A 26,766-nucleotide genomic window follows, 5' to 3' on the forward strand; every position below is an offset into this window, starting at 1 on the left:
CCCTGGCCCCTCTTCACTCGACCAGGATCGTGATCGATGACCGACACCTTTGGCACTGACCGGATGCGAGCCGCCGTCCTCTCCGCCTGGACGGCCTCGCCCGCCCGCTTCCGCGAGGACGCCAACGCCGAGGAGGACTTCGCGCTCGGCGGCTACCGCGACCGGCTGATCGTCGAGCTCGCCCAGAACGCCGCCGACGCGGCGCTGCGCGCGGGGGTGCCAGGGGTGTTGCGGCTGACGTTGCGCGGCGACGTGCTGACGGCCGCCAACACCGGCGCCCCGCTCGACGCGACCGGCGTGGAGGGCCTGTCCACGTTGCGCGTGTCGGGCAAGCGCGACGAGATCGGCGCGGCCGGCAGGTTCGGCGTGGGCTTCGCGGCCGTCGTCTCCGTCTGCGACGAGCCGGCCATCGGCTCGCGCGGCGGCGGCTCGGTGCGCTGGTCGCGGGCCGGCACGTCCGAGCTGGTCGCGGGCATCCCCGTGCTGGCGGGCGAGCTGGCCGACCGGGCGGGCCACGTGCCGCTGCTCAGGCTGCCGTTCGACGCGCCGCCGCTGGAGGTGCCCGACGGGTTCGACACGCTCGTCCGGCTGCCGCTGCGCGACGCCGCGGCGGTCGACGCCGTCCGCGTCATGCTGGCCGAGACCAGCCCGGCGCTGCTGCTCGGCCTGCCCGCGCTGGAGGCCATCGAGATCGACCTCGACGGCGCCACCCGCACGGTCGTGGCCGACGGCTGGCACGTCGTGTCGGAGTCCGGCGAGTTCACCCCCGAGGAGGTCGCCAGGCTGTTCGCCGACCGGCCCACCGAGGAGCGGGCGCGGCCCTTCTGGTCGCTGCGCTGGGCGGTGCCCGTCACCGGCACCGGCGAGCCAGGCCCGCTGCCCGCCGCCGTGCCGCCCGTCGTGCACGCCCCGACGCCGAGCGACGAGCCCATCGACCTGCCCGCGCTGCTGATCGCGTCCTTCCCGATGGCCACCGACCGGCGGCACGTCGCCAAGGGGCCGCTCACCGACTTCCTGGTCGAGCGGGTGGCCGACGCCTACGTCCGGCTGCTGGGCGAGCTGCCTCGCACGTCCAGGCTGCTCGACCTGGTGCCGTCCCTCATGGGCAAGGGCGAGCTCGACGCGCGCGTCCGGCGGGCCGTGCTCGAACGCCTGCCGTCCGCGCCGCTGCTGCCCGCGCTGTCGGCGCCCGCGCCGGCGGTCCAGACCCCGTCCTTCGCCGAGGCCGAGGTCTACGAGCCAGACGCCGAGTGGCGGGTCGAGCATCCGGCGCGCGAGCCCGAGGGCGACGGCTGGGTGGTAGCGGGCCGGGAGGCGGCCGTCGTGGCCGGGGCCACCGCCGAGCTGCTCGACACCGTGGCCGACTTCGTGCCGGGGTTGCTGCCCGCCGGCTGGCCGGCCAGGCATCCGGCCATGGTCGCCCTGGGCGTGCGCCGGGTTGAGCTGGCCGACGTGGTCGACCTGCTGTCCGGGGAGGCCGTGGAGGCGCGTGAGCCGTCCTGGTGGCGCTCCCTGTACGCGGTGCTGCCCGCCGACGACCCCGAGTCGCTGGGCGCGCTGCCGGTGCCGCTGACCGACGGCCGGGTGGTGCGCGGCCCGCGCGGCACGCTGATCCTCACCGACGGCGGCGCCGACCTCGACCTCACGCCGCTCGGGCTGCGCATCGTGCATCCGGAGGCGGCCCATCCGGCGCTGCTGCGGCTGGGCGCCGCCGAGGCCACGCCGCGCACGGTGCTCGAAGACCCGCTGACCAAGGCCGCCGTCGCGCAGTCGCTCGACAGCGCCGACCCCGAGCCGGTCGCGCGGGCCGTGCTGTCGCTGGTGGCGGCGTCCGGGCTGGTTCCCGGCGAGGCGCCGTGGCTGGCCGAGCTGGCGCTGCGCGGCGCCGACGGCGAGCTCTACGCGGCCGGTGAGCTGATGCTCGCCGACGGCGCCCTGGCCGGGCTGCTGGCCGCCGACACCCACCTCGGCGTGGCCGCGCCCGAGCTGGAGGAGACCTACGGGGCGCGGGTGCTGGCGGCGGCGGGCGTGCTCGACGGGTTCGCCGTCGCCCACGACTCCGACGTGCTGCTCGACCACGACGACTGCGACCACGACCTCGACGGCGAGGCCGACTGGCTCGACCACGTGCTCGACCTGCTGCCCGACCTCGCGGTGCCGCCGGTGGTGGCCGAGTTCGCGGCGGTGCGCGACCTTGAGCTGGTGGCCGACTGGGAGGCCGCGCTGCCGCTGCTGACCCGGCCGCCGCTGCGGGCCGCGCTGCACCCGCTGCGCGTCGAGGGCGTGGAGGTGCCGTCCTACACCGCGTGGTGGCTGGCCAACCATCCGGTGCTCGGCGGCCGCAAGCCGCTTGAGCTGCGGCTGCCCGGCGCCGACCCGCTCCTGCAGGGCCTCTACGCCGACGCGCCGGCCGGGCTCGACGCGGCGGCGCTGTCGATGCTCGGCGTGCGCACCACGCTCGCCGAGCTGCTGGCCGCCCACGGCGGCCCCGAGGAGCTGCTGGAGCTGATGGCCGACCCGGCGATCGAGGTCGACCGGGCGCAGCTTCGGGCGTTGTGGATCGCGCTGGCCGCCGTCGATCCGGCCCGGGTCGAGCCGCCCGCGCGGGTGCGCGCGGTGCTCGGCGGCGACATCGTGGTGGCCGCTGCCGAGGACGCCGTGGTGGTCGAGGCCCCCGACCTGCTGCAGCTCGTCACCGACCGGCCGCTGGTGCTGGCCTCCTACGACCTGGCCGAGGCGCTGTCGGAGCTGCTCGACCTGCCGCTGGCCGGTGAGCTGGCCAGCGGCGAGGTGACCTCGCAGGGCGAGGTGCGCGCGGTGCCGCCGCAGGTGCGCTCGCTGCTGCCGACGGCGCCCGAGACGTACGTCGAGCACGAGAAGCTGCTGGTCGACGGCGTCGCCTGCACGTGGCGGTTCTTCGAGGGCGCGGTCCACTGCACCGGCGTCGACGGGCTGGCCCGCGGGCTGGCCTGGGCCACGGGCCAGTGGAACGACCGGCTGGCCGTGGCCGCGCTGCTGCGCGACCCGGAGGCGGTGCCGCTGCTGCTGGCCGAGGCCGACCTGTCCTGACACCGGCGGGCCGCCTCCCGTCCGAGGGGGCGGCCCGCCGCGGTCAGGCCGCGCAGGCGGTGCCCGCCACCGGTCCCGTCTCCGGTCAGGCCGCGCAGGTGGTGCCCGCTGCCGGCACCTTTCCGTTCAGCAGGTACGCGTCCACCGTGCGCGTGACGCAACCGGCGCCGCTCAGGTAGGCGCCGTGGCCCTCGCCCTCGTACGTCATGAGCACGCCGGTCTTCAGCTTGGCGTTGAGCGCGGTGGCCCACTCGTACGGCGTGGCCGGGTCGCCCTTGCCGCCGATGACCACGATGGGCGCCGAGCCGGTGGCGTCGATGCGCTTGGCCGCGTCGTCGCCGGGGGTGGGCCAGTGGCCGCAGGCGGTGGCGGTGCCGTCCGCCGACAGGATGGGGAAGATCTTCTTGATCTTGCCGTCCACCCGGGCCATGTCGGCGGCGGTCGGGCGTTCGGTCGTGTCGGCGCAGGTGATGGCCTGGAGGCTGGTCATCATGGTGGAGTAGGTGCCGTCGGGCCGCCGTCCGGTGTAGGCGTCGGCCAGGGCGAGCAGGGTGGCGCCGTCGCCCTTGATCCCGGCCGCGGCGGCCTGCTCCAGCACCGGCCAGGCGGACTTGGCGTACAGCGGGGTGATGACGGCGAGCTGGGCCAGGCCGTAGGTGAGCTGCCGGTCGCCGACCTTGAGCGGCTTGCTCCTGAGCCCGTCGAGCAGCTTCTCGACGGCGCTCTTCACGGCGGCCGGGTCCTGGCCGAGGTCGCAGGTCCGGGCCACGCAGTCTTTCGCGAACGCCTCGAAGGCGTGGGCGAAGCCGGTGGCCTGGGTGACGGCGCGCTGCTCGAAGGTGACCGTGGGGTCGAAGGCGCCGTCGAGGACGAAACGGCCGACGTTCGCGGGGAAGCGGGTGGCGTAGACGGCGCCGAGATGGGTGCCGTAGGAGAAGCCGAAGTAGTTGAGCCGCCGGTCGCCGAGCGCGGCCCTGATGCGGTCGAGGTCCTGGGCGGCGTTCACGGTGCCCACGTGGGGCAGGATCTTGCCCGAGTCCTTCTCGCAGGCGGCGGCGAACTTCTTCGACATGGCCTCGCCGTCGGCCCCCGCGGGCGCGGCGAGGAGGGCGTCGAGCTCGCCGCCGCACCTGACGCCCGCGCTGCGATCGACGCCGCGGGGGTCGAAGCTGACCAGGTCGTAGCGGGTGCCCAGGCTGCTGAACGCCTTCGCGGCCTGGGCCAGCGTGTCGACGCCCGACCCGCCGGGCCCGCCGAAGTTGAAGACCAGCGAGCCGAGCGGGTCGCCGGTGGCCTTGATCCGGATCAGCGCCAGGTCGATCTTCTGGCCGCCGGGGTCGCCGTAGTCGAGCGGCACCTGTACGGACCCGCACTGGACGGCGTCGTCCTTGGGCAGCGGCTTGCCGTCGGGCCCGGTCAGCCCGGTGCACGGGCTCCAGGCGACGGTGCCCTTGCCGGGCCCGGCCTGCTTCGCGGGCTCACCCGTGGTGCCGCAACCGGCGAGGACGGCGGCGCCCAGGAGGATCGTCAACATCGCCTTCTTCATGCTGACCAGCCTGCGGGAACGGCGTCCGCCCAGGTAGTGGAGGGAGACATGGGTTCCTGATGACTTCGGAGATGTCCGGAAGATGATGAATGTCAACCCCGGCGCGGACGGCGGACGAACCACATGCCGAAGAGGCCGAAGCCGACCCCGGTGACGCAGGTCCAGATCCACCACGTGTTCTCGGGGGCCGGGCGGAAGATCAGCAGGACGATCAGGGCGACGGCCCACAGGGCGGTGCCGGCACCGACGGCGGCCGTGTCGTTGGTCTTGATCGGCTCGGGATCGGGGTGCCACTGCTGCTTCACGTGTCCAGCCTAGCTTCCAATCGGGTCTCGATCCGATTGCGGACACTTTTCCCAGCTCACCACTACTGTCACTCTTCGGCCCGTGAGTGACATGCGTAATGCAATAGACCGTTTCTTCGCAATCTCTGCACGAGACTCGACGATCTCCCGTGAGGTGCGCGGCGGCCTGGCCACGTTCTTCACGATGGCCTACATCGTGGTGCTGAACCCGATCATCCTCGCCTACGGCAAGGACATCGACGGCCAGGTCATCGGCGATGGCACGACCCCGCAGGTGGCGCTGGTCGCCGCGGGCACGGCGTTCGTGGCGGGCATCCTGACGATCATCATGGGCGTGGTCGGCCGGGTGCCGTTCGCGATGGCCGCCGGGCTCGGGCTCAACGCCTTCGTGACCTTCAACATCGCCACGGTGATGACCTGGGAGGAGGCCATGGGCCTGGTCTTCCTCGAAGGCGTCATCATCGCGATCCTGGTGCTGACCGGCCTGCGGACGGCGGTGTTCCACGCCATCCCGGCCCAGCTCAAGACCGCCATCAGCGTCGGCATCGGCCTGTTCATCGCGCTGATCGGCTTCGTGGACGCCGGTTTCGTGCGCAAGGCCGCGGGCACGCCGCTGGAGCTGGGCATCGGCGGCCAGCTCACCTCCTGGCCGGTGTTCGTGTTCATCGTGGGCCTGCTGGCCACCGCCGCCATGGTGGCGCGCAAGGTCAAGGGCGCGATCCTGATCGGCATCGTCGGATCGACCGTCCTGGCGATGATCGTCCAGGCGGTCACCAAGGTGGGGGCGGCCTCGCCCGAGAACGCCGGTGGCTGGCAGCTCAACGTCCCCGCCATCCCCGCCGCTGACAAGATCTTCGGCTTCCACAACCCGCTGAGGCTGTTCACGGAGTTCGACCCGATCGGCGCCTTCAGCCGGATCTCCGTGCTGCTGGCCGTGCTGTTCGTGTTCACCCTGCTCATCACCGACTTCTTCGACACGATGGGCACGATCGTCGGCGTCGGCCGGCAGGCGGGCCTCGTCCAGGCCGACGGCACGCTGCCGCGGACCAAGGAGATCCTGCTCGTCGACTCGATCGCCGCGGCGGCGGGCGGCGCCGGGTCGGTCTCGTCGAACACCACCTACATCGAGTCGGCCGCCGGCGTCGGGGAGGGCGCGCGGACCGGTCTGGCCAGCGTGGTCACCGGGGTGCTGTTCCTGGTCGCCATCTTCTTCGCGCCGCTGGTCGCCGTCGTGCCCTACGAGGCCGCCACGCCCGCGCTGGTCGTCGTCGGCTTCCTGATGATGACCGCCATCCGCGACATCGACTGGGACGACTACGAGATCGCCATCCCGGCCTTCCTCACCATCGTCGTCATGCCGTTCACCTACTCCATCTCGAACGGCATCGGCGCCGGTTTCATCAGCTACGTGCTGGTCAAGGTCGTGCGGGGCAAGGCGCGCGAGATCCACCCGCTCATGTGGGGCGTCACCGCGCTGTTCGTCCTCTACTTCGCGATCGGCCCGATCCGGGCCGCCATCGGTCTCTGACCTCGACGTCCAGGAGCCGCCCCGCGCATGTGGGGCGGCTTCGGGGTATCAAGGAGTGAGACAACCTGACCTAGGAAATATCTTGCCTTCGCATATAGTTAGCAAAGGTAATGAGACGTGCTAATGAACACCCAGCCCAAGATGGACCTGCGCAGCGACGCGGGCCTGGCCTCAGCCCTGCGCGTGTCGATGGCAAGGCTGACCAGGCGACTCCGGCGTCAGGCGGCGGCGCACTCGCTGACGCCCACCCAGTTCGCGACGCTCGCCGCCGTGGAACGGCATTCCGGGATAACCCCCGGCGAATTGGCCGAGCTAGAGAAGGTGCAACCGCCCTCGATGACGCGCGTGATCGCCGCGCTAGAGGAACGCGGCCTGGTCGCACGCACCCCGCACCCGACCGACCGGCGTCAGGTGACCGTGACCGTGACCGAGGCCGCCCAGACGTTGCTGAAGGAGGAACGCCGCCGCAAGGAGGCGTGGCTGACACAGCGGCTGAAGGAGCTCTCGCCGGAGGAGCGGTCGATCCTGCGGCAGGCGGCGCCGATCCTGGAGAAGCTCAGCAAGATATAGAGCCTGAGCAACCCAAGACCGGGATGTTCCGGTCGCTCAAGATTCGCAACTATCGCATGTTCGCGGCAGGTGGCGCCGTCTCCAACGTCGGCACCTGGCTGCAGCGCACCGCCCAGGACTGGCTGGTGCTCGACCTGACCAAGGGCCCGCACGGCGTGGGAGGCAGCGCGGCGGCCCTCGGCCTGGCGACCGCCCTGCAGTTCCTGCCGATGTTGCTGTTCGGGCTCTTCGGCGGCGTGCTCGCCGACAGGTACCCCAAGCGGCCCATCCTCATCGCCGCCCAGTCGATGATGGCGGTGCTCGCGCTCACCATCGGCGTGCTGACCATGACTGGCGCCGCGCAGGTCTGGCACGTGTTCGTGATGGCCTTCCTGCTCGGCCTGATCTCCTGCGTCGAGGTGCCGACCAGGCAGGCGTTCGTGGTCGAGATGGTCGGACGGCAGGACCTGCCCAACGCCATCGCCCTGAACAGCTCCATCTTCAACCTCGCCCGCGTGGTGGGCCCCGCGCTGGCCGGCATCCTGATCTCCCTGCTGGGCGGCACCGGACCGATCTTCCTGATCAACGCGCTCACCTTCGGCGCGGTGATCTCCAGCCTGGTCTTCATGCGGAAGTCCGAGCTCAACCTGTCCGAGCCGGTGCCCAGGGCCAAGGGCCAGCTCAGGGAGGGCCTGCGGTACGTGCTGCGGCGCGAGGAGCTCCTCATGCCGATCCTGCTGATCGCCTTCGTGTCGATGTTCTCGCAGTCGTTCTCGATGTCGATCGCGCTGATGGCCCGCGAGGTGTTCGGCGCCGGGGCGTCGTCGTTCGGGCTGGCCTCCAGCATGTTCGCGGTGGGCGCGCTGGGCGGCGCGCTGCTGGCGGCGCGGCGGGCCAGACTCTCGCGCAAGGTGCTCTTCTCCGGGGCGATCGGGTTCGGGCTGTTCCAGGTGCTGACCGGGCTGGCCCCCTTCTACCCGGTCTATCTGCTGCTACTCGTCCCGACCGGCGTCGCGTTGATCACCATCAACACGGCCGCGAACGCCAGCGTGCAGATCGCCACGTCCCCGGAGATGCGGGGCCGGGTCATGGGCATCTACATGCTGGTCTTCACCGGGGGAGCGCCCATCGGGGCGCCGCTGATCGGGTGGCTGTCGGAGCTGGGCGGTCCGCGTACGGGGGTGCTGCTGTCGGGCGTGCTCGTCCTGGTGGGCACCGGGCTCGCGGTCATGGTGACCAAGCTGATCGGCAACCGGGTGGCCAGGCCGGCGCTGGCGATGGCGTGATCCGTCCCCGTCCGGGGACAATCGCATGACATGAGGCTCTTCGCGGCCGTGGTCCCGCCTGAGGAGGCGCTCGACGAGGTCGAGCGGGCCGTGGCGCCGTACGTCGGGCAGGTGCCGGGGCTGCGCTGGGCCGGCCGCCCCACCTGGCACGTCACGCTGGCCTTCTACGGCGAGGTGCCCGAACGGGCGCTGCCCGACCTCCAGGTGCGCCTGGAGCGGGCCGCCCACCGGCACACGGTGCTCGACGTGGCCCTCGCCGGGGCCGGGGCCTTCTCCTCGGCGCGGCGGGCCAGGGTGCTCTGGGCCGGGGTCGCGGGCGACCCCATGAACAGGCTGGCCGACTCGGCCCGCGCGGCCGGCCGCCGCGCGGGGGCCGTGCAGACCGACGAGAAACGGTTCCACGCCCACCTCACCCTGGCCAGGGCCCGGACGGACGTCGACCTCAGGGAGCTGGTGGAGTCGCTGGCCGCCTTCGCCGGGTCGCCGTGGCGGGTCGAGCGGCTGCACCTGTTCCGCAGCCACACCGGGCCCCAGGTGAGGTACGAGTCACTCGGCGATTGGGCGCTCGCACCGGTGAAGCGGGGCTAGGCTCCAGGGCGTGGACCGTCCTCGCCCCTGGCTGCTGCCCCTCGTGCTCGGCCTGCTGTTCCTGATCGTCATTCTCGGCGCCCTGCTGACCTGAGCCGCCCCGGGCGGCCGGGCCCGTGGTCGTGCCGGGCCCGGCCGGTCACGCCGTCACCAGGCGTAGTCCTCCGGGGCGGTGCGGTGGCCCGGGAAGATCTCGTCGAGGCGGGCCAGGGTGGCCTCGTCCAGCTCGATCTCCAGCGTGCGCATGCTGCCTTCGAGCTGCTCCAGCGTGCGCGGGCCGATGATCGGGGCGGTCACCGCGCGCTGCCGCAGCAGCCAGGCCGGCGCCACGTACGCCGGGTCCTCGCCCAGCTCGTCGCAGAGCTTCTCGTACGCCTCGATCTTGTCCCGGTGCTTGTCCAGCTCCCGCACCATGGTGTCGGAGGCGGACCGGCCCTTGTCGATCTTGCGCAGCACGCCGCCGAGCAGGCCGCCGGCCAGCGGGCTCCACGGGATCACGCCGATGCCGTAGTCCTCGCAGGCGGGCAGCACCTCCAGCTCCACCGCCCGGGTGAGCAGGTTGTAGTGGCTCTGCTCGCTGGTCAGCCCGAACGTGCCGCGCCGCGCCGCCGTCTCCTGGGCCTTGGCGATGTGCCAGCCCGCGAAGTTGGACGAGCCCACGTAGATGACCTTGCCCTGCTGCCGCAGGACCTCCATGGCCTCCCAGAACTCCTCGAAAGGCGTGTTCCGGTCGACGTGGTGGGCCTGGTAGATGTCGATGTAGTCGGTCTGCATGCGCTTCAGCGAGGCGTCGCAGGCCCGGCGGATGTTCAGCGCCGACAGGCGGCGCTCGTTGGGCCAGTCGCCCATGTCGCCGTAGAGCTTGGTCGCGATGACCGTGCGCTCGCGCCGGCCGCCGCCCTGGGCGAACCAGCGGCCCAGGATGTTCTCCGTGATGCCCTCGCCCTTCTTCCAGCCGTAGACGTTCGCGGTGTCGAAGAAGTTGATGCCCAGGTCGTGGGCCTTGTCCATGATCGCGAAGGAGTCTTCCTCCGAGGTCAGCGGGCCGAAGTTCATCGTGCCGAGGCAGAGCGGGCTCACCTGGAGGCCGCTGCGTCCGAGGTTGACATAGTCCATGGGGTCCACACTAAATACCTGGAGTGCGCTCCAGGCCATAGGGTGAGTTCATGATCTCCGCGGGGTCGTCGTGATCGTCCTGCTCCGCGCCGCGCTGCCGGTCTTCCTGGCGATGGTCACCGGCATGATGGGGACGCTGGTGGTCACGTCCGTGCTCGGCAACCACGAGACGGTCGCGCTGGCCGCCTTCGCGGTGATGTCCGCGGTGCTCAGCCCCGCCGGCGCCGCCGTGCAGGGCGCGCTGCGGGGGCTCGGGCCGTTCGTGGCGCCGTACCGGGACGATCCGGGCGCGGCGGTGCCCGTCGTACGGGACGCGCGCTGGCTCAGCCTGGCCACGGGGACGCTGGGGGCGCTCGCCGTCATCTGCGTGCCCGCGCTCGCGCGGGTGAGCGGGGTGCCCGATGAGGTGGTCGGCGAGCTGGGCCTGCTGCCCTGGTTCCTGGCCGCCTACCTGCTGGTCTTCGCCACGACCGGCGGCGCGAGCACGATCCTGGTGGCACTCGGCCGCAGCCGCGACATGTTGTGGCCGAGCCTCACCTTCGGCCTGCTGCTGAGCGGGCTGACCGCGGTGCTGGCGCCGCGGCTCGGCCTCGACGGCGTGGGCGTGGCCTGGGTGGTCGCCGGGGTGGTGGCCGCGGTCGTGGCCAGCCTCTTGCTGCGCCGGGCGCTCGGGCGGCCGATCGGGCAGGGGCGGCCCAGGGTGGCCGAGATCGTCCGGTTGGCCCGGGTCAGCGTGCCGCTGGCGGCGACCGTGCTGATCAAGTTCGGGGTGCTCGGCGTGGTCACGTTCGCCGCGGGCGCGACCGGCGCCCGCGACACCGCGGCGCACGCGGTGCTGACCACGCTCACCGGCCTCATCATGCTGGTCTCGCTCTCCGTCGCGCAGGCGTCGGTGCCCGAGGTGGCCCGCGCCGGAGACCCGGCCGGGGCGCGGCGGGCCAACCGCACCGCCGCGCTGCTCGCCGTCGCCGGCACGCTGGCCGCGGCCCTGGCGTTGCTGCTGCTCGGCGACCGGGCGCTCGGGCTGTTCACCGGTGACGCCGCCGTACGCGAGCGGGCCCTCGCGCTGCTGCCGCTGATGCTGGTGTCGTCGCTGGCCGACGCCGCGCAGGCCGTGCAGGGCATGGGGCTGACCGCGCTCAAGAGGTCGGGCGCGAGCCTGGCCTACTTCGTCCTCGGCTACGGCCCGCTGCTGGCGGCCGCCGTGCCGGTGGCGCGTACGTGGGGCATCACCGGGCTCTGGGTGGCCATGGCGGCGGCCAACGGCCTGCTCCTGGTGCTTCAGGGGGCCGGGTTCCGCCGTCACAGCGCCCGCGTGGGCGTGGCGGAGGCGGTGGCCTGAGCGTCCCGGACGGAGTCGTGGGGCATGATGGCGAGGTGGGGGATGTCGTGTTCCGGGTCCTGGCCGCCGCGGCGGCGACGTTCGCGCTGTCGGCGGCACCGGCGTGGGCCGACGACGACGGGCCGGAGAAGCTGTTCACGTTCAAGGACCGCGGCATCACCGAGTCGAGCGGCCTGGCCGTCTCGCCCACGCACGAGAACGTCTTCTACACCCACAACGACAGCTCCGCCGCGCCCGTGTTCTACGCGGTCGGCGCCGACGGGCGTACGAAGGCCACCTTCCACCTGCGCGGCGCCCAGGCCAGGGACTGGGAGGCCATGGCGGCGACCAGAGACCCGGCCACCGGGCAGGGCACGCTCTGGTTCGCCGACATCGGCGACAACCTCGACGGCGCCTGGCCCGACGTGTCGATCTACAAGGTCGCCGAGCCGCGCACGCTCCGGGACGCCACGCTGCCGGCCACCCGCTACCGCTTCCGCTACGCCGGCGGCGGCCGCAACGCCGAGGGCATCATGATCAACCCGCCCACCGGCCGGCTCTACGTCGTGTCCAAGGAGTTCTCCGGGTCCGTCTACGCCGCGCCGAAGAAGCTCCGCACCGACAGGGTCAACATCCTGCGCCGGGTCGCCGCGGCCCCGATCATGGCCACGGACGCCGCCTACGCCCCCGACGGCTCCTCCTACGTCATCCGCACGTACTTCTCGGCGACCCTCTACCGGCCCTCGGGGGAGACGCTGGCCCGGGTTCCCATGCCGGAGCTGCGGCAGGCCGAGTCGATCGCCTACACCGCCGACGGCAAGGCCCTGCTGACCGGCTCGGAGGGCCCGAACAGCCCGGTCTACCGGGTGCCGCTGCCCGAGCGCGCCCAGGCCACGAGCACCCCCACGCCGAAGCCCGTCGCCGTCCAGGAGAGCGCGCGGCCGTCCGACACCGCCGAGCCGAGCGGCCTGACCGCCAAGGACGTGCTGATCTGGCTGGCCGCGGCCGCGGGCGCGACCGGGGTGATCACCTTCATCGCGCGCCGCACCCGGTGAGCCGTCACGGGCGGCGCATGGTCGCGGTGAACATGTCGCCGCGCAGCGCGCGCTCGACCACCTCGATCGAGCGCGACAGGCGCACCAGCCGCGGCCCCTCCTGGCGGTAGGTGTCGAGCACGGCCTCGACGGCGTGCGGCGGCAGGTGGCCCTTGAGATCGACGGCCGCGCCGCGATAGCCCGCGCGGGCGGCCTCGACCGCCGACCGGACGTGATGCCTGGCCATGCTGGCCAGGGCCACCGGGTGCCGCCTCAGCACTTCGTAGGCCCGGTAGTCGGGCGGCACCGCGTCGAGCAGCCAGGCCACCGCCGAGGTCTCCCAGTCGGGGACGCTGGGCGGGCGGACCTCGGCGGGCCACTCTGGCGGGACGTACATGAAGGCCATCGTACTCATGTTCGATTCGCCCAGGTATGGCGGCAGGGCGGCCTTTACCAGGAAAATCAGGTGTGTGACGGAAAAGATCGGTGTCGTCGGCGCCGGGATCGTCGGACTGGCCGTGGCCCGCGAGCTGGCCGCCACGCGCGGCGCCGAGGTGACCGTGCTGGACAAGGAGCCGCGCGTCGGCGCCCACCAGACCGGGCACAACAGCGGCGTCGTGCACGCCGGGATCTACTACCCGCCGGGGTCGCTCAAGGCCAGGCTGTGCCGGGAGGGCGTGGCGCTGCTCAAGGCGTACTGCGCCGAGCACAAGCTGCCCTACCGGGAGGTCGGCAAGCTGGTCGTGGCGAGCACGCGGGCCGAGCGCGCGCCGCTGCGCGCGCTGGCCGAGCGGGCGCGCGCCAACGGCGTGCCGGGCGTCGCCGAGCTGGACGGCCTCGGCCTGCGCGAGATCGAGCCGCACGCGGTCGGCGTCGCCGCGATCCACTCGCCGCACACCGCGATCGCCGACTTCCCCGCCGTCGCCCGCGCGCTCGCCCTCGACGTGGCCAGGACGGGCGGCTCGGTCCGCCTGTCGCACCCCGTCCGGGCGATCCGCGAGACGTCGAAGGGCGTCGAGGTGCTGGCCGGGGGGAGGCGGTTCGCCTTCGACCGGCTGGTGGTCTGCGGCGGCCTCGGCACGGACGCGCTCGCCAGGATGGCCGGGGCGGCGGGGGACGTGCGGATCGTGCCGTTCCGGGGCGAGTACTACGCGCTGGCCGGGGCGGCCAGGGAGCTGGTGCGCGGGCTGATCTACCCGGTGCCCGACCCGCGGTACCCGTTCCTGGGCGTGCATCTGACCAGGCACATCGACGACGAGGTCCTGGTGGGGCCGAACGCGGTGCTGGCCCTGGCCTACGAAGGCTACAGATGGCGAGACATACGAAATTTCGGGCAAATATTGCGTTGGCCGGGGACGCTTCGCATGGCTCGCACCCACTGGCGTACCGGGATCAAGGAGGTCTACGGCTCGCTCGTCAAGAGCGCCTTCGTCCGGGCCGCCCGGCGGTACGTGCCCGAGCTCACCGCCGCCGACCTCGTCAGGACCGGCGGCGGCGTCCGCGCCCAGGCCGTCGCCAGGGACGGCCGGCTGGTGGACGACTTCGTGGTGGACGTCCACGGAAGCGTGGTCCTGGTCCGCAACGCGCCCTCGCCCGCGGCGACGTCGAGCCTGGCAATTGCCCGGCATATTGCCGGAATTGTTCCAGCACTCTCCCGATGAGGGCATCCTTGAAGGTGATGGAATCACGCCTGCTGATCGTCGAGGACGACCCCAACATCCTCGAACTCCTCGCCGCGAGCCTGAGGTTCGCGGGCTTCGACGTGACCACGGCCAAGAGCGGCCTCGACGCCGTCAACGCCGTGCAACGGCACCGGCCCGACCTCGTCGTGCTCGACGTCATGCTGCCCGACGTGGACGGGTTCGAGATCGTCCGGCGCATGCGCAGCGGCGGGCTGCACACGCCCGTGGTGTTCCTGACCGCCCGCGACGAGACCGAGGACAAGATCCGCGGGCTCACGATCGGCGGCGACGACTACGTCACCAAGCCGTTCAGCCTGGAGGAGGTCGTGGCCAGGATCCACGCGGTGCTCCGGCGCACGAGCGGGGACGCGCAGGCCGCGCCGCCCAGGCTGACCTTCGCCGACATCGAGCTTGACGAGGAGAGCCACGAGGTCTGGCGCGGCGGCAACGCCGTCTCGCTCTCGCCGACCGAGTTCAAGCTGCTGCGCTACTTCATGACCAACGCCGGGCGCGTGCTGTCCAAGCCGCAGATCCTCGACCACGTCTGGGACTACGACTTCAGGGGCGAGGTGGGCATCGTGGAGTCGTACGTGTCCGTCCTGCGCAGGAAGATCGACAACCGTAGCCCCCGGCTCATCCACACCCTGCGGGGCGTCGGATACGTGCTGCGCCTGCCGCCGAGCCCCTGATGAGAGCCCTGCCGCTGCGGGTCAAGCTGATCGCTGCGATGCTGGCCCTGCTCGGCTGCGGCATGACCTTCGTCGGCCTGGTCAGCGTCTCGGTCCTGCACGGCTACCTCATGGACCGGGTGGACAGCCAGCTCAACCTGCTCAGCGTGCGCATGCACAAGAAGGTCGTCAGCGACTGGCGGCGGGACAGGGAGACCCCCGACCGCCCGATCCTCATCGAGTCCGACGCGATCGCGCTGGTCAAGGAGCCGGGTGAGGCGTTCGTCCCGATGCTGCGCGACCGCGACGTGGACGCCAAGCCCAAGCCCGTGCTGCGCGAGTCGCCCGGCGTGGACGCCTACACCGCGCCCGCCGCCGGCGGCGACGGCGAGTGGCGGGTGCTCCAGAGCGAGATCCAGCGGCGCACGCTGGTCGTCGCGGTGGACCTGGAGGAGGTGGACGCCATCACCCGGCGGCTCGTGCTGATCGAGCTGCTCGGCGGCGGCGGCATCCTGCTCATCCTGGCGGTCGCGGGCGTCACGATCGTGCGCCGCAGCATGCGTCCGCTCGGCCAGATCGAGCGCACGGCCGAGGCCATCGCGGGCGGCGAGCTCGGCCGCCGGGTGCCGGACGCCGACCCCCGGACCGAGGTGGGCCGCCTGGCCAGGTCGCTCAACGGCATGCTGGCGCAGATCGAGACCGCCTTCGCCGCGCGCTCGGCGTCCGAGGCGGCGGCCCGCCGCTCCGAGGACCGCATGCGCCAGTTCGTCGGCGACGCCTCCCACGAGCTGCGCACCCCGCTCACCTCCATCCGCGGCTTCGCCGAGTACGCCCGCCAGAACCCCGGCGCCGACCCCGCCGAGCTGATGCAGCGCGTGGAGAAGGCCGCCGGGCGCATGAGCCTGCTGGTGGACGACCTGCTGCTGCTGGCCAGGGTGGACCAGCAGCGCCCGCTCCAGATGCGCCCGGTGGACATGCTGGCCCTGGTCGCCGACGCCGTGCACGACGCCAGGATCCTCGCCCCCGACCGTACGGTGAAGCTGGACGTGGTCGGCGGCGCGGCGCTCATCGTCTCCGGCGACGAGGTGCGGCTGCGGCAGGTCATCAGCAACCTCATGACCAACGCCATCGTGCACACCGAGCCCGGCACGCCCATCGTCGTCCGGGCCGGGGCGACCGACGACACGGTCTTCACCGAGGTCGCCGACAGCGGCCCCGGCCTGCCGCCCGAGCAGGTCGAGCGGGTCTTCGAACGCTTCTACCGCGCCGACTCCGCGCGCAGCCGCCGCCGTTCCTCCGAGGACCGCGGCAGCGGGCTCGGCCTGGCCATCGTGCAGGCGCTCGTCCAGGCCCACGGCGGGACCGTGACGCTGACCAGCTCGCCCGAGGAGGGCTCCACCTTCCGGGTCGAACTCCCACTCGCCTTGGAGTGAGCCTTCAGCTAACCCTCAGGTGCCTGGGTCACCCTGGAATCGTGACAAAACCCGAGCTCCGCGAGGTCCGCGAGGCGTTGATCATGGTGGTGGACGACGAGCCCAGCATCAGGGACCTGCTCTCCGCCAGCCTGCGCTTCTCCGGATTCGAGGTGCTGACCGCGGCTGACGGGCAGGAGGCCGTCGAGGTCGCCGAACGCGCCGCGCCCGACCTGGTGGTGCTCGACGTCATGCTGCCCGACCTGGACGGGTTCGAGGTGGCCAGGCGGATCGACGCGCCCGTGCTGTTCCTCACCGCCCGGGACGCCACCGAGGACAAGATCGCCGGCCTGCGGGTGGGCGACGACTACGTCACCAAGCCGTTCAGCCTGGAGGAGGTGCAGGCCAGGATCCGCGCGGTGCTGCGCCGTACCAGGACGGAGGGGGCGCCGGCCAGCCGGCTGAAGGTGGCCGACCTGGAGCTGGACGAGGACGCCCGCGAGGTCTGGCGGGCCGGCCGCCAGGTGCGGCTGTCCCCGACGGAGTTCAAGCTGCTGCACTACTTCATGGTCAACGCCGGCCGCGTGTTGTCGAAGGCGCAGATCCTCGACCACGTGTGGAACTACGACTTCGGCGGCGACGCCGGCGTCGTCGAGTCGTACGTCTCCTACCTGCGGCGCAAGGTGGACGACGTCGAGCCCCGCCTGATCCACACGCTGCGCAGCGTCGGCTACGTGCTCAGGGAGCCGCCGCCCGCCGGTTGATCCCCGCCGCGCGGCCCCGGCCGGTGGACCGTCCCGGGCGCTCACCGTAGCGTGGACCTGCGGGCGCGAGGTGTCGAGCGGCGTACCGCGGGAAGCGGGGTTGGCACCTATGGATCTGCTGGGGGCGTTGGAGTCGTTGCGCCGCCCGCTCGATCGCGAGCTGTTCCCGCTGGCGATCGGCGAGGCCGCGGCGGACCGGCGTGCCCTGCGCGAGCTGGCCGGGCAGCTCGACGACTACCTGCTGCCGCGGCTGCGGGCGATCGACGCGCCGCTGCTCGCCGTCGTCGGCGGGTCCACCGGGGCGGGCAAGTCCACGCTGGTCAACTCGCTGGTGGGCGCCGACGTCGCCGAGCCCGGCGTGCTGCGGCCCACCACGCTGGTGCCCACGCTCGTCGTCAACCCGGCCGACCGCGACTGGTTCACCGGCCAGAACGTGCTGCCCGGCCTGTCCCGCGCCACCGGCGACTCCGGCGGCGGCGGCGCGGGCGCGCTGCGCGTGGTCGCCTCCGACGCGCTGGGCGCCGGGCTGGCGCTGCTCGACGCCCCCGACATCGACTCCGTGGTCACCTCCAACCGGGAGCTGGCCGCGCAGCTCCTCGCCGCCGCCGACCTGTGGCTGTTCGTCACCACCGCCGCCCGGTACGCCGACGAGGTGCCCTGGAGCTTCCTGCGCTCGGCCCGCGAACGCAGCACGGCCCTGGCCGTCGTCCTCGACCGGATCGCGCCCGAGGCCGTCGAGCCCGTATCGCGCGACCTCGACCGGCTCCTGGCGGAGAACGGCCTGCCGGGCACCCGGCTGTTCACCGTGCCCGAGGCCGCGCTGCCCGACGAGAAGGCGCGGCTGCCGGAGGAGTCGGTGCGGCCCATCGTCTCCTGGCTCACGGGGCTGGCCGCCGACGCCGCCGAGCGGTCCCGGGTCGTCCGCCAGACGTTGTCGGGCGCCCTGGACAGCCTCGACAGCCGCGTCCCCGCCCTGGCCACGGCCGTCGAACGCCAGCAGGCCGCCTTCGACGGGCTGCGGACGATCGTGACCGGCGCGTACGCGGGCGGCATGGCCGACTTCGACGAGGGCATGCGCGACGGGTCCCTGCTGCGCGGCGAGGTGCTGGCCCGCTGGCAGGACTTCATCGGCACCGGCGACCTCATGCGCTCCCTGGAGAGCCGGGTGGGGTGGCTGCGTGACCGGATCGTCGGCTTCTTCACCGGCCGCGCCCCCGCCGTCGAGCTCAAGGACGCCCTGGAGAGCGGCGTCGAGTCGCTGATCAGGGGCGCGGCCGACGGCGCCGCCGAACGCGCGCTCGAAGGGTGGTCGGCCGCGCCGGGCGGTGGCGGGCTGCTCGACCGGCTCGGCGCCATGGAGGCCGCGCGGCTCGGCCGGGCCTCTCCCGACCTGGCCGGACGGGCCGAGGCGGCGGTGCGCGGCTGGCAGGAGTTCGTCCTCGACCTGGTGCGCGAGGAGGGGGCGGAGAAACGCACCACCGCCCGGCTGGCCTCGTTCGGGGTCAACGGGGCCGGGCTGCTGCTCATGCTGGCCGTGTTCGCCTCGACCGGCGGGCTCACCGGGATCGAGGTCGGCATCGCGGGCGGCACGAGCGTGCTGTCGCAGAAGCTGCTGGAGGCCGTCTTCGGCGACCAGGCCGTGCGCTCGCTGACCACGCGGGCCCGCGAGGACCTGCGCGAGCGGGTTCAGGTGCTGCTGGCGGAGGAGGCCGCCCGCTTCACCGACCGGCTGGAGACCGTCGAACCGCCCAGGGGCACGGCCGACGCCCTGCGCGCGGCGGGCCGCGCCGTCCACGACCACCGCGCCGAACTCCCGGCCGCCTCCGCCCCCACGGCGGAACTCCCCGCGCCCACGGCCGAGTCGCCCGCTCGCGACCGCTCGGAGGGGCCGTGAAGCTGCTGCGCCGCAAGGAGGGGCCCTCGCTGGACTCCCGGCTGGCCGCCCTGCTGGAGGCCGCCGAGCTGGCCGAAGGACGCCTCCCCGAGCAGGACGTGTCCGCCGCGCGGTCCGTCGCCGAACGGGCCGGCGCCCGTCGCAGCCTCTCCGTCGACCACACCGTGGCCGCGCTCGCCGGCGCGACCGGCAGCGGCAAGTCCTCGCTCTACAACGCCCTGGCCGGCGAGGACCTGGCCGCCGTGGGCGTCACCAGGCCGACGACGTCCACCGCCCAGGCCGCCCTGTGGGACGGCGAGGGAGCCGGGCCGCTGCTGGACTGGCTGGACGTCCCGCGCCGCCACTCCGCCGCCGAGGCGCCCGGGATGTCCGGTCTCATCCTCCTCGACCTGCCCGACCACGACTCCATCCGGCTCTCCCACCGTCTGGAGGTGGACCGCCTGGTGGCGCTGGTGGACCTGCTGGTCTGGGTCGTGGACCCGCAGAAGTACGCCGACGCCGCGCTGCACGAACGCTACCTGCGCCCGCTGGCCGGGCACCGCGACGTGATGCTGGTGGTGCTCAACCAGGTGGACCGCCTGCCTCCACAGGCTGTGGACCGCTGCGTGGCCGACCTGCGCCGCCTCCTCGCCGAGGACGGGCTGGCGGGCGTGCCGGTGCTGCCGGTCTCCGCCACGACCGGGGCGGGCCTGCCGGAGCTGCGCTCGGTGCTCGCCGACCGGGTCGCCGAGCGCGAGTCGTGGGCCGCCCGCCTGGCCGCCGACGTCACCGCCGCCGCCGGTCACCTGGCCGCGGACGGCGCGCGGCCGGACCCCGGCGACCGGCGGGCGGCCGGGCTCGACCGGCGGCTCACGGGGGCGCTCTCCCAGGCCGCCGGGGTGCCGCTGGTCCTGGAGGCCGTGGCCAAGGGGCACCGGCACCGGGCCGTGGTCGCCACCGGCTGGCCGGTCACCCGCTGGCTGCGCAGGTTCCGTCCCGACCCGTTGCGCAGGCTCAGGATCGGGGTGGGGAAGCCGGGCAAGGAGATCGTGGGGCGTACGTCGGTGCCGGCTGCGTCGGCCGTACAGCGGGCGCAGGTCGAGACGGCGATCAGGGACGTCGGCGAGGCGGCCGCCGCTGACCTGCCCGGCCCGTGGGCGGCGGCGGTGCGGCAGGCCGCGCGCTCGCGCTCACCGGAGCTGGCCGACGCGGTGGACCGGGCCGTGGGCCGCACCACCGCCGGCACGACCCGCAGGCCGCGGTGGTGGCGGATGGTGAACGGGCTGCAGTGGCTGGTCTTCGCCGTCATGGTGGCGGGCGCCCTGTGGCTGGGCGTGCTGTTCGGGATGGACTACCTGCGCCTGCCGCAGCCGCCGCTCCCGACCGTGGGCGCGGTGCCGTGGCCGACCGTGCTGCTGGCCGGCGGCGCACTGGCCGGGGTGGTGGTCGCCCTGTTGTCCAGGCTGGCCGCGTGGGCGGGCGGGCGGCGCCGGGCCAGACGTACGGCACGCGCCCTGCGCGCCGCCATCGGCGAGGTCGCCGGGAACTACGTGCTGGAGCCCGTGACGGCCGAGCTCGACCGCTACGCCCGCTTCGCCGAGGCAGTCACCACGGCCCGCTCCTGACCGCCGCCGCCCGCCGTCGGGCGCGGCAGGGGCGGTCAGTCGGAGGTGAGGGAGGCGGCGACCGTGCGCAAGGCCGACAACAGCGGCCGGAGCAGGGGGTGCGCGTCGGCCCCGCGGCGGATCGCGGCGAAGACGCGGCGGTCGGGCCCCGGCGTCTGGCGCACCACGACCCCGGACAGCGCCATGTCCCGCAGCGCGAGCCGCGGCACGAGCGCCACCCCCGCGCCCGCCCCCACCAGCGCCACCACGGCCCGGAAATCGTCGGAGCAGTGGACGACGTTGGGCGTGAACCCCACCTGCTGGCACGCGAACGTGATGACGTCGTGCACGGGATTGCCCGGATAAGGACCGATCCAGGTGTCGGCGGCGAGCGACACCAGCGTGGCCGAGCCCGCCTCCGGATGCCCCTCGGGCAGGACCAGGTCGAACGGCTCGGCGTACAGCGGGATGCGCGACAGCCGGCGGTCGGCGGCGTCGGGGCCGCCCCGGTACTCGACCGTCACCGCCAGGTCGGCCCCGCCGTCGAGCAGCATGGCCAGGCTGTGGTCGCCCTCGGCGTCGAGCACCCGGACCTTGAGGGCGGGCGCGGTGGCGCGCAGGGCGGCGATGGCGGGGCAGAGCACGGCGCTGATGGCGGTGGCGAAGCAGGCCACGGTCACCTCGCCGGCCTCGCCCGTGGTGTACGCGGCCACCTCGGCCTCGGCGCGTTCGAGCTGGGCCAGGACCTCGTTGGCGTGCCCCAGCATGATCTTGCCCACGGCGGTGAGGTGCACGCCCCGGCCGTCACGCGTGAACAGCCGGTGGCCCACCTCGTGCTCCAGCGCCACGAGCTGCTGGGAGACCGCCGACGGGGTCAGGTGGAGCGCCGCCGCGGCGGCGGTGACCGTGCCGTGGTCGGCCACCGCCCGCAGTGTGCGCAGCCGCCGCGTGTCAATCACGCAGCGAGGATACTCAACCCTGGCGTGCTTGGACGAAAGCCGCCACGGCCCGGTCGACGTCCTCGGCGGAGTGGGCGGCCGAGAGCTGCACCCGGATCCTGGCCTGGCCGTGCGGCACCACCGGGTAGGAGAAGCCGATCACGTAGACGCCCAGGTCGAGGAGGCGTTCGGCCATGGCCCCCGCCTCGGCGGCGTCGCCGATCATCACGGGCACGATCGGGTGCTCGCCCGGCAGGATGTCGAACCCGGCCTTGGTCATCTCGCTGCGGAAGCGCGCGGTGTTCGAGCGCAACTGCTCGCGCGCCTCGCCGGACGTCTCCAGCAGGTCGAGGATGCGCAGCGAGGCCGAGGCGATGACCGGGGCCAGCGAGTTGGAGAACAGGTACGGCCGCGACCGCTGGCGCAGCAGCTCGCAGACCTCCTTGCGGGCCGAGACGTAGCCGCCGCTGGCCCCGCCGAGCGCCTTGCCCAGGGTGCCGGTGATGATGTCGACCCGGTCGGTGACGCCGTGCAGCTCGGGCGTGCCGCGGCCGGTGGGGCCGACGAAGCCGACGGCGTGGGAGTCGTCCACCATGACCATGGCGTCGTAGCGGTCGGCCAGGTCGCAGATCTCGCGCAGCGGGGCGAGGTAGCCGTCCATGGAGAAGACGCCGTCGGTGACGATCAGCCGCCGCCGGGCGTCGGACGCCTCCTTGAGCCTGGCCTCCAGCTCGGCCATGTCGCGGTTGGCGTAGCGGAAGCGCTGGGCCTTGGACAGGCGGATGCCGTCGATGATGCTGGCGTGGTTGAGGGCGTCGGAGATGACCGCGTCCTGGGCGTCGAGCAGGGTCTCGAACACGCCGCCGTTGGCGTCGAAGCACGAGCTGTAGAGGACGGTGTCCTCCATGCCCAGGAAGTCCGACAGGCGGGATTCGAGCTCCTTATGCACCTCCTGGGTGCCGCAGATGAACCGTACGGAGGCCATGCCGAAGCCCCAGCGGTCGAGCGCCTGCTTGGCCGCCTCGACCACCTCGGGGTGGTCGGCCAGGCCCAGGTAGTTGTTGGCGCAGAAGTTCAGCACCTCGCGCCCGGCCACCCCGACCTGGGAGCTCTGCGGGGTGGTGATCACCCGCTCGGGCTTGAGCAGCCCGGCCTCGGTGATCTCGTCGAGCGTCGCACGCAGCTGCTCGCGCACGTTCGTGAACATCAAGCGCTCCAATCGAGGATGACCTTGCCCGTACGGCCGCTCGCGGCCGTGTCGAAGGCGGCGTCGAAGTCTTGGTACGGGAACCGATCGGTGATCACGGGGGAGAGGTCGAGACCCTTTTCCAGCAGGACTGACATGTTGTACCAGGTCTCGAACATCTCCCGGCCGTAAACGCCCTTGATGGTGAGCATCGAGGTCACCACGGTGGCCCAGTCGACGGCGAACTCCTCGGCGGGAAGACCGAGCATCGCGATCTTCCCTCCGTGCGTCATGTTCGCGATCATGTCTCGCATGGCCCCAGGGTTACCGGACATCTCAAGCCCGACGTCGAAGCCCTCCCGCAGGTGGAGCTGGCGCATGCCTTCGCCGATCGTCGCCCTGGAGACGTTGAGCGCGAGCGAGACGCCGAGCTTGCCGGCCAGGTCGAGACGCTCGTCGCTGACGTCGGTGATCATCACGTTGCGCGCGCCGACGTGCGTGGCCACGGCCGCCGCCATCAGCCCGATCGGGCCGGCGCCGGTGATCAGCACGTCCTCGCCGACCAGGGGGAAGGACAGCGCGGTGTGCACGGCGTTGCCGAACGGGTCGAAGATGGCCGCCACGTCGGGATGAACGGGAACCCGGTGCACCCAGACGTTCGAGGCGGGCAGCGTGACGAACTCGGCGAACGCGCCGTCCCTGTTGACGCCGAGGCCGACCGTGTTGCGGCACAGGTGACGGCGTCCGGCCATGCAGTTGCGGCACTTGCCGCAGACGATGTGGCCCTCGCCGCTCACCAGGTCGCCGACGGCGATGTCCTCCACGCCGGGCGCGACCTCGACCACGTGGCCGCAGAACTCGTGCCCGACGACGAGCGGGAGCTTCAGCGTGTGCCGCGCCCAGTCGTCATATTTGCGGATGTGCAGGTCGGTGCCACAGATGCCGGTACGCAGCACCCGGATCTTCACCTCGCCCGGTCGCACCTCGGGCTCCGGCACGTCCACCAGCCAAAGGCCGGGCTCGGCCTTCTGCTTGACCAGCGCTTTCATCGCTTCACTTCCCCCTGTTCCGAACCTAACGCACTGTGCCCGCTCCCCTCGGAACCTGTCCATCGAGGGATTCTTAAGTGCCCCCACAGCTCAGCTTCACGCGGCAGCGGGACCAGGCACAATTACGAAATAAGCTTGAAGATGACCTGCCCGGCGACTCGGAGGTATCGGTGCGACAGCAGAGCGGCGACGCCTCGCTTCTGCGCAAGCTCAACTCGGCGGCCATCCTGCGCGTGCTGCGCGAGGCCGACGTGGCCACGCTGTCGGAGCTGGCCAGGTCCGCCCGGGTGTCCAGGCCGACGGCCGAGGTCATCGTCGAGGACCTGGTCGCCGAGGGCTGGGCGGAGGAGTGCGAGGAGGAGGCCGGCGACCGCCAGCGGGGGCGTCCGGCCAAACGCTTCAGGTTCCGCGCCTCGGCGGGGCACGTGCTGGGCGTCGGCATCGGCGGTTCCAGCCTGCGCGCCATGCTGGCCGACCTGAACGGCACGATCACCGTCACCCGCCGCGCGCCCAACCACCGCGACATGCCCGCCGCCGAGCGGCTCGACCAGATCGTCGGGCTCGCCACGGACACCGCCGCCCAGGCGAGGCTGGCGCTGTCGGACGTCACCGTCGTCGGCGTGGGCACCACCGGCACGGTCGACGGTTCAGGGCGGGTGGTGAAGAGCGTCGCCCTGTCCGACTGGACCGGCCTCGACCTGCAGGGCGAGCTGTCGGCCCGGATCCCCGCGCCGGTGCTCGTCGAGAACGACATGCGCCTGGCCGTCCTGGCCGAGCACTGGCGGGGGGCCGCGCAGGGCCGTGACGACGTCGTCTACCTGTTCACCGGCGACCGCATCGGCATGGGGCTGCTCATCGGCGGCCGGCCGTACCGGGGGGCGCACGCGGCGGGCGGCGAGATCGGGGCCCAGCCGCACAACAACTGGACCGCCTTCCGGTACGTCCTCGACTACGCGATGGCCGTCGAGCCGGGCGAGCTGCGCTCCAGCCGGCAGTGCGCCGAGTTCGCGATCGCCAGGGCCCGCGCCGGCGACGAGCGGGCGGGCCAGGCGGTCAGGGAGTTCGCGCGCGGCCTGGCCGCCGGGCTCGTCACGGTGGTCAACCCGCTCGACCCGGACATGGTGGTCATCGGCGGGAGCCTGTCCTCGGCCGGAGACCTGCTGGTCGAGCCGGTACGCGAGCTGTTCGAGGAGTACTGCCTCTACCCGCCGGAGGTGGTGGCGTCGGGGCTGGGCAGCGAGTGCATCACGCTGGGCGCTGTCCGGTTTGCCCTCGATCAGGCAGATCGCCTGCTCTTTACGTAGCCAATTTGGGTAATTAGATAACCGTTCTGTCACGAGCATGTCGCTGTGCGACATCGATCCCACCGTCATGCTCAGATCTGCTCGGTTTAACCTAGTTATTTGCATAAATCGGTACTAGCCTCCAGCCATCCCGACCCGACTGGAGGTGAGCGTGTGGCCGCTGTCACCCTGCTTGAGCGGCTGAAGCGCGACTGGACGCTGCTGGCCCTGTGCCTGCCCGGCGTCCTGTACTTCGTGGCCTTCTTCTACGTGCCGCTGCTCGGCAACGTCATCGCCTTCAAGGACTACGCGCCGTTCCTCGGCATCGCGGGCAGCCCCTGGGTGGGCCTGGACAACTTCGTGATGCTGCTGGAGGAGCCGGAGTTCTGGAGCGCGGTCGGCAACACCCTGCAGATCACGGCGCTCCAGCTCGTCCTGTACTTCCCGGCCCCGATCGCGCTCGCGCTCCTGCTGAACTCCCTGATCGGCCACCGCGTCAAGCGGTTCATCCAGACCGTCGTCTACCTGCCGCACTTCCTGTCGTGGGTGGTCGTGGTGGCGATGTTCCAGCAGGTCATCGGCGGCGCCGGCACGGTCAGCTCGTTCCTGAACTCGCACGGCATCACCATCGGCAACCTGATGTCGAACGCGGACACGTTCAAGCTGCTCGTGACGGCCCAGGTCATCTGGAAGGACTGCGGCTGGGGCACGATCATCTTCCTGGCCGCGATCACCGCGATCGACATGAGCCAGTACGAGGCCGCCGCCATCGACGGCGCCGACTGGAAGCGCCGCCTGTGGCACGTCACGCTGCCCGGCATCCGCTCGGTCATCCTCATGATGCTCATCCTGCGCCTGGGCGACATCCTCTCCGTCGGCTTCGAGCAGATGGTCCTGCAACGGGAGGCCGTGGGCGCCGGAGCGGCCGAGGTCATCGACACCTACGTCTACTACCACGGCATCCGTGACGGCGACTGGGGCATGAGCACCGCCGCCGGCCTCATGAAGGGCCTCATCGGCGCGGCGCTCATCTACGCGGCCAACAAGCTCGCGCACCGCTTCGGAGAGCAAGGGATCTATCGATGAGGCCGCCGTGGATGGAACGCCCGACCATCGCCGGGCGCACGCTCAAGTTCGTCGTGCTGACCGCGATCACCGTGGCCGTGCTGTACCCGTTCGGGCTGGCCGTCGGCACGAGCCTGATGGGCCGCGCCGAGAGCATCGCCAACGGCGGCAGCTACGTTCTCTGGCCCTCGCACCCGACCTTCGAGGCGTACTCGCTCATCCTGTCCGGCGGCGCGGTCACCCGGTCGGTGCTGATCAGCATCGGCATCACGCTCACCGGCACCGCGCTCAGCCTGATCTGCACGGTCTTCCTCGGCTACGCGCTGTCTCGGCGCGGCATGCTCGGCGGCAAGCCGATCCTGCTCATGGTGCTGGCCACGTTCCTGTTCACGCCCGGCATGATCCCGAGCTACCTCATGGTCAAGGAACTCGGCATGATCGACACCTACCAGTCGCTCATCGTGCCGGTGCTGGTCAACGCGTTCAACGTGGTCGTGGTCAGGTCGTTCTTCCAGAACCTGCCCGAGGAGCTGTTCGAGGCGGCCCGCATGGACGGGTGCGGCGAGTTCCGGATGATGTGGCGGATCGCGATCCCGCTGTCCAAGGCGGTGATCGCCGTCGTCGGCCTGTTCTACGCGGTCTCGTACTGGAACACGTTCTTCACCGCGATCCTCTACATCAACGACCAGACCAAGCACCCCATCCAGGTCGTGCTGCGGCAGTTCATCTTCCGCGGCACCTCGGCCACGGGCTCAGACGTCGCGATCGTGCGTGACCTGCCCGCCTCGTCGGTGCAGATGGCGGTGCTCATCATCGCGCTCGTGCCGATCCTGCTCGCCTACCCCTTCCTCCAGAAGTACTTCACCAAGGGCGTCCTCACCGGCGCCATCAAGGGCTGAG

Annotated in this window: 23 protein-coding genes; 16 read left to right on the forward strand and 7 right to left on the reverse strand. The window is 72.3% G+C overall.

Annotated features, from left to right (window positions below):
• Positions 1–36 precede the first annotated feature (36 nt).
• Complete coding sequence (locus ACIBST_RS44160; protein WP_397179457.1) at positions 37–3,069, forward strand: sacsin N-terminal ATP-binding-like domain-containing protein; 3,033 nt, start codon at positions 37–39, stop codon at positions 3,067–3,069.
• Positions 3,070–3,154: 85 nt separating this feature from the next.
• Here the strand turns inward: ACIBST_RS44160 and ACIBST_RS44165 are convergent, their stop codons facing one another.
• Together ACIBST_RS44165 and ACIBST_RS44170 are read right to left on the reverse strand one after the other, a co-directional pair.
• Positions 3,155–4,603 (reverse strand): alpha/beta hydrolase, encoded by a 1,449-nt coding sequence (locus tag ACIBST_RS44165; protein WP_397179458.1) that lies wholly within the window; start codon positions 4,601–4,603, stop codon positions 3,155–3,157.
• 104 nt (positions 4,604–4,707) lie between these two features.
• Complete coding sequence (locus ACIBST_RS44170) at positions 4,708–4,920, reverse strand: DUF2530 domain-containing protein (protein ID WP_357976197.1); 213 nt, start codon at positions 4,918–4,920, stop codon at positions 4,708–4,710.
• Positions 4,921–5,011: 91 nt separating this feature from the next.
• On the opposite strand from ACIBST_RS44170, the gene ACIBST_RS44175 reads away from it, so the two are divergent.
• The 4 genes from ACIBST_RS44175 (at position 5,012) to thpR (ending at position 8,871) form a co-directional block, all read left to right on the forward strand.
• Positions 5,012–6,448 (forward strand): NCS2 family permease, encoded by a 1,437-nt coding sequence (locus ACIBST_RS44175; protein ID WP_397179559.1) that lies wholly within the window; start codon positions 5,012–5,014, stop codon positions 6,446–6,448.
• 123 nt (positions 6,449–6,571) lie between these two features.
• On the forward strand, positions 6,572–7,018 hold the full coding sequence (locus tag ACIBST_RS44180; RefSeq protein ID WP_352320922.1) for a MarR family transcriptional regulator: 447 nt from the start codon (positions 6,572–6,574) through the stop codon (positions 7,016–7,018).
• 23 nt (positions 7,019–7,041) lie between these two features.
• Positions 7,042–8,283 carry an MFS transporter gene (locus tag ACIBST_RS44185; protein ID WP_397179459.1) on the forward strand — a complete coding sequence of 414 codons (1,242 nt, stop codon included), beginning with the start codon at positions 7,042–7,044 and terminating at the stop codon, positions 8,281–8,283.
• A 30-nt stretch (positions 8,284–8,313) separates the two neighbouring features.
• Positions 8,314–8,871 carry an RNA 2',3'-cyclic phosphodiesterase gene (gene thpR, locus ACIBST_RS44190; protein WP_397179460.1) on the forward strand — a complete coding sequence of 186 codons (558 nt, stop codon included), beginning with the start codon at positions 8,314–8,316 and terminating at the stop codon, positions 8,869–8,871.
• Positions 8,872–9,018: 147 nt separating this feature from the next.
• On the opposite strand, the gene ACIBST_RS44195 is transcribed toward thpR, so the two are convergent.
• The gene (locus tag ACIBST_RS44195; RefSeq protein ID WP_397179461.1) at positions 9,019–9,987 is read right to left on the reverse strand and encodes an aldo/keto reductase; all 969 of its coding nucleotides are present in this window, start codon (positions 9,985–9,987) and stop codon (positions 9,019–9,021) included.
• Between the two features lie 70 nt (positions 9,988–10,057).
• On the opposite strand from ACIBST_RS44195, the gene ACIBST_RS44200 reads away from it, so the two are divergent.
• Both ACIBST_RS44200 and ACIBST_RS44205 read left to right on the forward strand, forming a co-directional pair.
• Positions 10,058–11,329 (forward strand): MATE family efflux transporter, encoded by a 1,272-nt coding sequence (locus tag ACIBST_RS44200; RefSeq protein WP_397179462.1) that lies wholly within the window; start codon positions 10,058–10,060, stop codon positions 11,327–11,329.
• Between the two features lie 35 nt (positions 11,330–11,364).
• A complete protein-coding gene (locus tag ACIBST_RS44205; RefSeq protein WP_397179463.1) occupies positions 11,365–12,363 on the forward strand; it encodes a hypothetical protein in 999 nt (332 codons plus the stop codon).
• 4 nt (positions 12,364–12,367) lie between these two features.
• Here the strand turns inward: ACIBST_RS44205 and ACIBST_RS44210 are convergent, their stop codons facing one another.
• The gene (locus ACIBST_RS44210) at positions 12,368–12,739 is read right to left on the reverse strand and encodes a hypothetical protein (protein ID WP_397179464.1); all 372 of its coding nucleotides are present in this window, start codon (positions 12,737–12,739) and stop codon (positions 12,368–12,370) included.
• A gap of 16 nt (positions 12,740–12,755) precedes the next feature.
• Here ACIBST_RS44210 and lhgO point away from each other — a divergent pair, with 16 nt between their 5' ends.
• The 6 genes from lhgO to ACIBST_RS44240 all read left to right on the forward strand — a co-directional run bounded on the left by lhgO (position 12,756) and on the right by ACIBST_RS44240 (position 20,366).
• Positions 12,756–14,003 carry an L-2-hydroxyglutarate oxidase gene (lhgO, locus tag ACIBST_RS44215; RefSeq protein WP_397179465.1) on the forward strand — a complete coding sequence of 416 codons (1,248 nt, stop codon included), beginning with the start codon at positions 12,756–12,758 and terminating at the stop codon, positions 14,001–14,003.
• 17 nt (positions 14,004–14,020) lie between these two features.
• Positions 14,021–14,713 carry a response regulator transcription factor gene (locus ACIBST_RS44220; protein ID WP_397179466.1) on the forward strand — a complete coding sequence of 231 codons (693 nt, stop codon included), beginning with the start codon at positions 14,021–14,023 and terminating at the stop codon, positions 14,711–14,713.
• Positions 14,713–16,125, forward strand: a complete 1,413-nt coding sequence (locus ACIBST_RS44225) for a HAMP domain-containing sensor histidine kinase (RefSeq protein WP_358298788.1) — start codon at positions 14,713–14,715, stop codon at positions 16,123–16,125. Before ACIBST_RS44220 ends, ACIBST_RS44225 begins: the two co-directional genes overlap by 1 nt.
• A gap of 83 nt (positions 16,126–16,208) precedes the next feature.
• Complete coding sequence (locus tag ACIBST_RS44230; protein WP_352361783.1) at positions 16,209–16,868, forward strand: response regulator transcription factor; 660 nt, start codon at positions 16,209–16,211, stop codon at positions 16,866–16,868.
• A gap of 109 nt (positions 16,869–16,977) precedes the next feature.
• Complete coding sequence (locus tag ACIBST_RS44235; RefSeq protein WP_397179467.1) at positions 16,978–18,762, forward strand: ABC transporter; 1,785 nt, start codon at positions 16,978–16,980, stop codon at positions 18,760–18,762.
• Entirely contained in the window at positions 18,759–20,366 is a 1,608-nt protein-coding gene (locus tag ACIBST_RS44240) for a GTPase family protein (RefSeq protein WP_397179468.1), read from the forward strand. Before ACIBST_RS44235 ends, ACIBST_RS44240 begins: the two co-directional genes overlap by 4 nt.
• A gap of 35 nt (positions 20,367–20,401) precedes the next feature.
• Here the strand turns inward: ACIBST_RS44240 and ACIBST_RS44245 are convergent, their stop codons facing one another.
• From ACIBST_RS44245 to tdh, 3 genes are read right to left on the reverse strand one after another with little or no spacing between them, the layout of a single operon-like run.
• Positions 20,402–21,304 carry a LysR family transcriptional regulator gene (locus tag ACIBST_RS44245; protein ID WP_397179469.1) on the reverse strand — a complete coding sequence of 301 codons (903 nt, stop codon included), beginning with the start codon at positions 21,302–21,304 and terminating at the stop codon, positions 20,402–20,404.
• Positions 21,305–21,317: 13 nt separating this feature from the next.
• Positions 21,318–22,490, reverse strand: coding sequence for a glycine C-acetyltransferase (locus ACIBST_RS44250; RefSeq protein WP_397179470.1), 1,173 nt, complete (start codon positions 22,488–22,490; stop codon positions 21,318–21,320).
• Entirely contained in the window at positions 22,490–23,518 is a 1,029-nt protein-coding gene (tdh, locus tag ACIBST_RS44255) for an L-threonine 3-dehydrogenase (protein ID WP_397179471.1), read from the reverse strand. Before tdh ends, ACIBST_RS44250 begins: the two co-directional genes overlap by 1 nt.
• Positions 23,519–23,688: 170 nt before the next feature.
• Between tdh and ACIBST_RS44260 the strand changes: the two genes are divergently transcribed.
• The 3 genes from ACIBST_RS44260 (at position 23,689) to ACIBST_RS44270 (ending at position 26,765) form a co-directional block, all read left to right on the forward strand.
• Positions 23,689–24,822, forward strand: coding sequence for an ROK family protein (locus tag ACIBST_RS44260; RefSeq protein ID WP_397179472.1), 1,134 nt, complete (start codon positions 23,689–23,691; stop codon positions 24,820–24,822).
• A gap of 153 nt (positions 24,823–24,975) precedes the next feature.
• A complete protein-coding gene (locus tag ACIBST_RS44265) occupies positions 24,976–25,887 on the forward strand; it encodes an ABC transporter permease subunit (RefSeq protein WP_357976243.1) in 912 nt (303 codons plus the stop codon).
• The gene (locus ACIBST_RS44270) at positions 25,884–26,765 is read left to right on the forward strand and encodes a carbohydrate ABC transporter permease (protein WP_397179473.1); all 882 of its coding nucleotides are present in this window, start codon (positions 25,884–25,886) and stop codon (positions 26,763–26,765) included. The genes ACIBST_RS44265 and ACIBST_RS44270 overlap by 4 nt, the downstream gene beginning before the upstream one ends.
• The last annotated feature ends 1 nt before the right edge of the window (position 26,766 follow it).

The sequence above is a fragment of the Nonomuraea sp. NPDC049684 genome (genome assembly GCF_044465345.1).
GTDB lineage: Bacteria > Actinomycetota > Actinomycetes > Streptosporangiales > Streptosporangiaceae > Nonomuraea.

Coding starts and splice junctions, on each gene's coding strand:
- ACIBST_RS44175 (WP_397179559.1), top strand. CDS start 5,012: ATGCGTAATGCAATAGACCGTTTCTTCGCAATCTCTGCACGAGACTCG.
- ACIBST_RS44210 (WP_397179464.1), bottom strand. CDS start 12,739: ATGTACGTCCCGCCAGAGTGGCCCGCCGAGGTCCGCCCGCCCAGCGTC.
- ACIBST_RS44180 (WP_352320922.1), top strand. CDS start 6,572: ATGAACACCCAGCCCAAGATGGACCTGCGCAGCGACGCGGGCCTGGCC.
- ACIBST_RS44165 (WP_397179458.1), bottom strand. CDS start 4,603: ATGTTGACGATCCTCCTGGGCGCCGCCGTCCTCGCCGGTTGCGGCACC.
- ACIBST_RS44250 (WP_397179470.1), bottom strand. CDS start 22,490: ATGTTCACGAACGTGCGCGAGCAGCTGCGTGCGACGCTCGACGAGATC.
- thpR (WP_397179460.1), top strand. CDS start 8,314: ATGAGGCTCTTCGCGGCCGTGGTCCCGCCTGAGGAGGCGCTCGACGAG.
- ACIBST_RS44225 (WP_358298788.1), top strand. CDS start 14,713: ATGAGAGCCCTGCCGCTGCGGGTCAAGCTGATCGCTGCGATGCTGGCC.
- ACIBST_RS44230 (WP_352361783.1), top strand. CDS start 16,209: ATGGTGGTGGACGACGAGCCCAGCATCAGGGACCTGCTCTCCGCCAGC.
- ACIBST_RS44185 (WP_397179459.1), top strand. CDS start 7,042: ATGTTCCGGTCGCTCAAGATTCGCAACTATCGCATGTTCGCGGCAGGT.
- ACIBST_RS44195 (WP_397179461.1), bottom strand. CDS start 9,987: ATGGACTATGTCAACCTCGGACGCAGCGGCCTCCAGGTGAGCCCGCTC.
- lhgO (WP_397179465.1), top strand. CDS start 12,756: ATGTTCGATTCGCCCAGGTATGGCGGCAGGGCGGCCTTTACCAGGAAA.
- tdh (WP_397179471.1), bottom strand. CDS start 23,518: ATGAAAGCGCTGGTCAAGCAGAAGGCCGAGCCCGGCCTTTGGCTGGTG.
- ACIBST_RS44160 (WP_397179457.1), top strand. CDS start 37: ATGACCGACACCTTTGGCACTGACCGGATGCGAGCCGCCGTCCTCTCC.
- ACIBST_RS44235 (WP_397179467.1), top strand. CDS start 16,978: ATGGATCTGCTGGGGGCGTTGGAGTCGTTGCGCCGCCCGCTCGATCGC.
- ACIBST_RS44220 (WP_397179466.1), top strand. CDS start 14,021: ATGGAATCACGCCTGCTGATCGTCGAGGACGACCCCAACATCCTCGAA.
- ACIBST_RS44270 (WP_397179473.1), top strand. CDS start 25,884: ATGAGGCCGCCGTGGATGGAACGCCCGACCATCGCCGGGCGCACGCTC.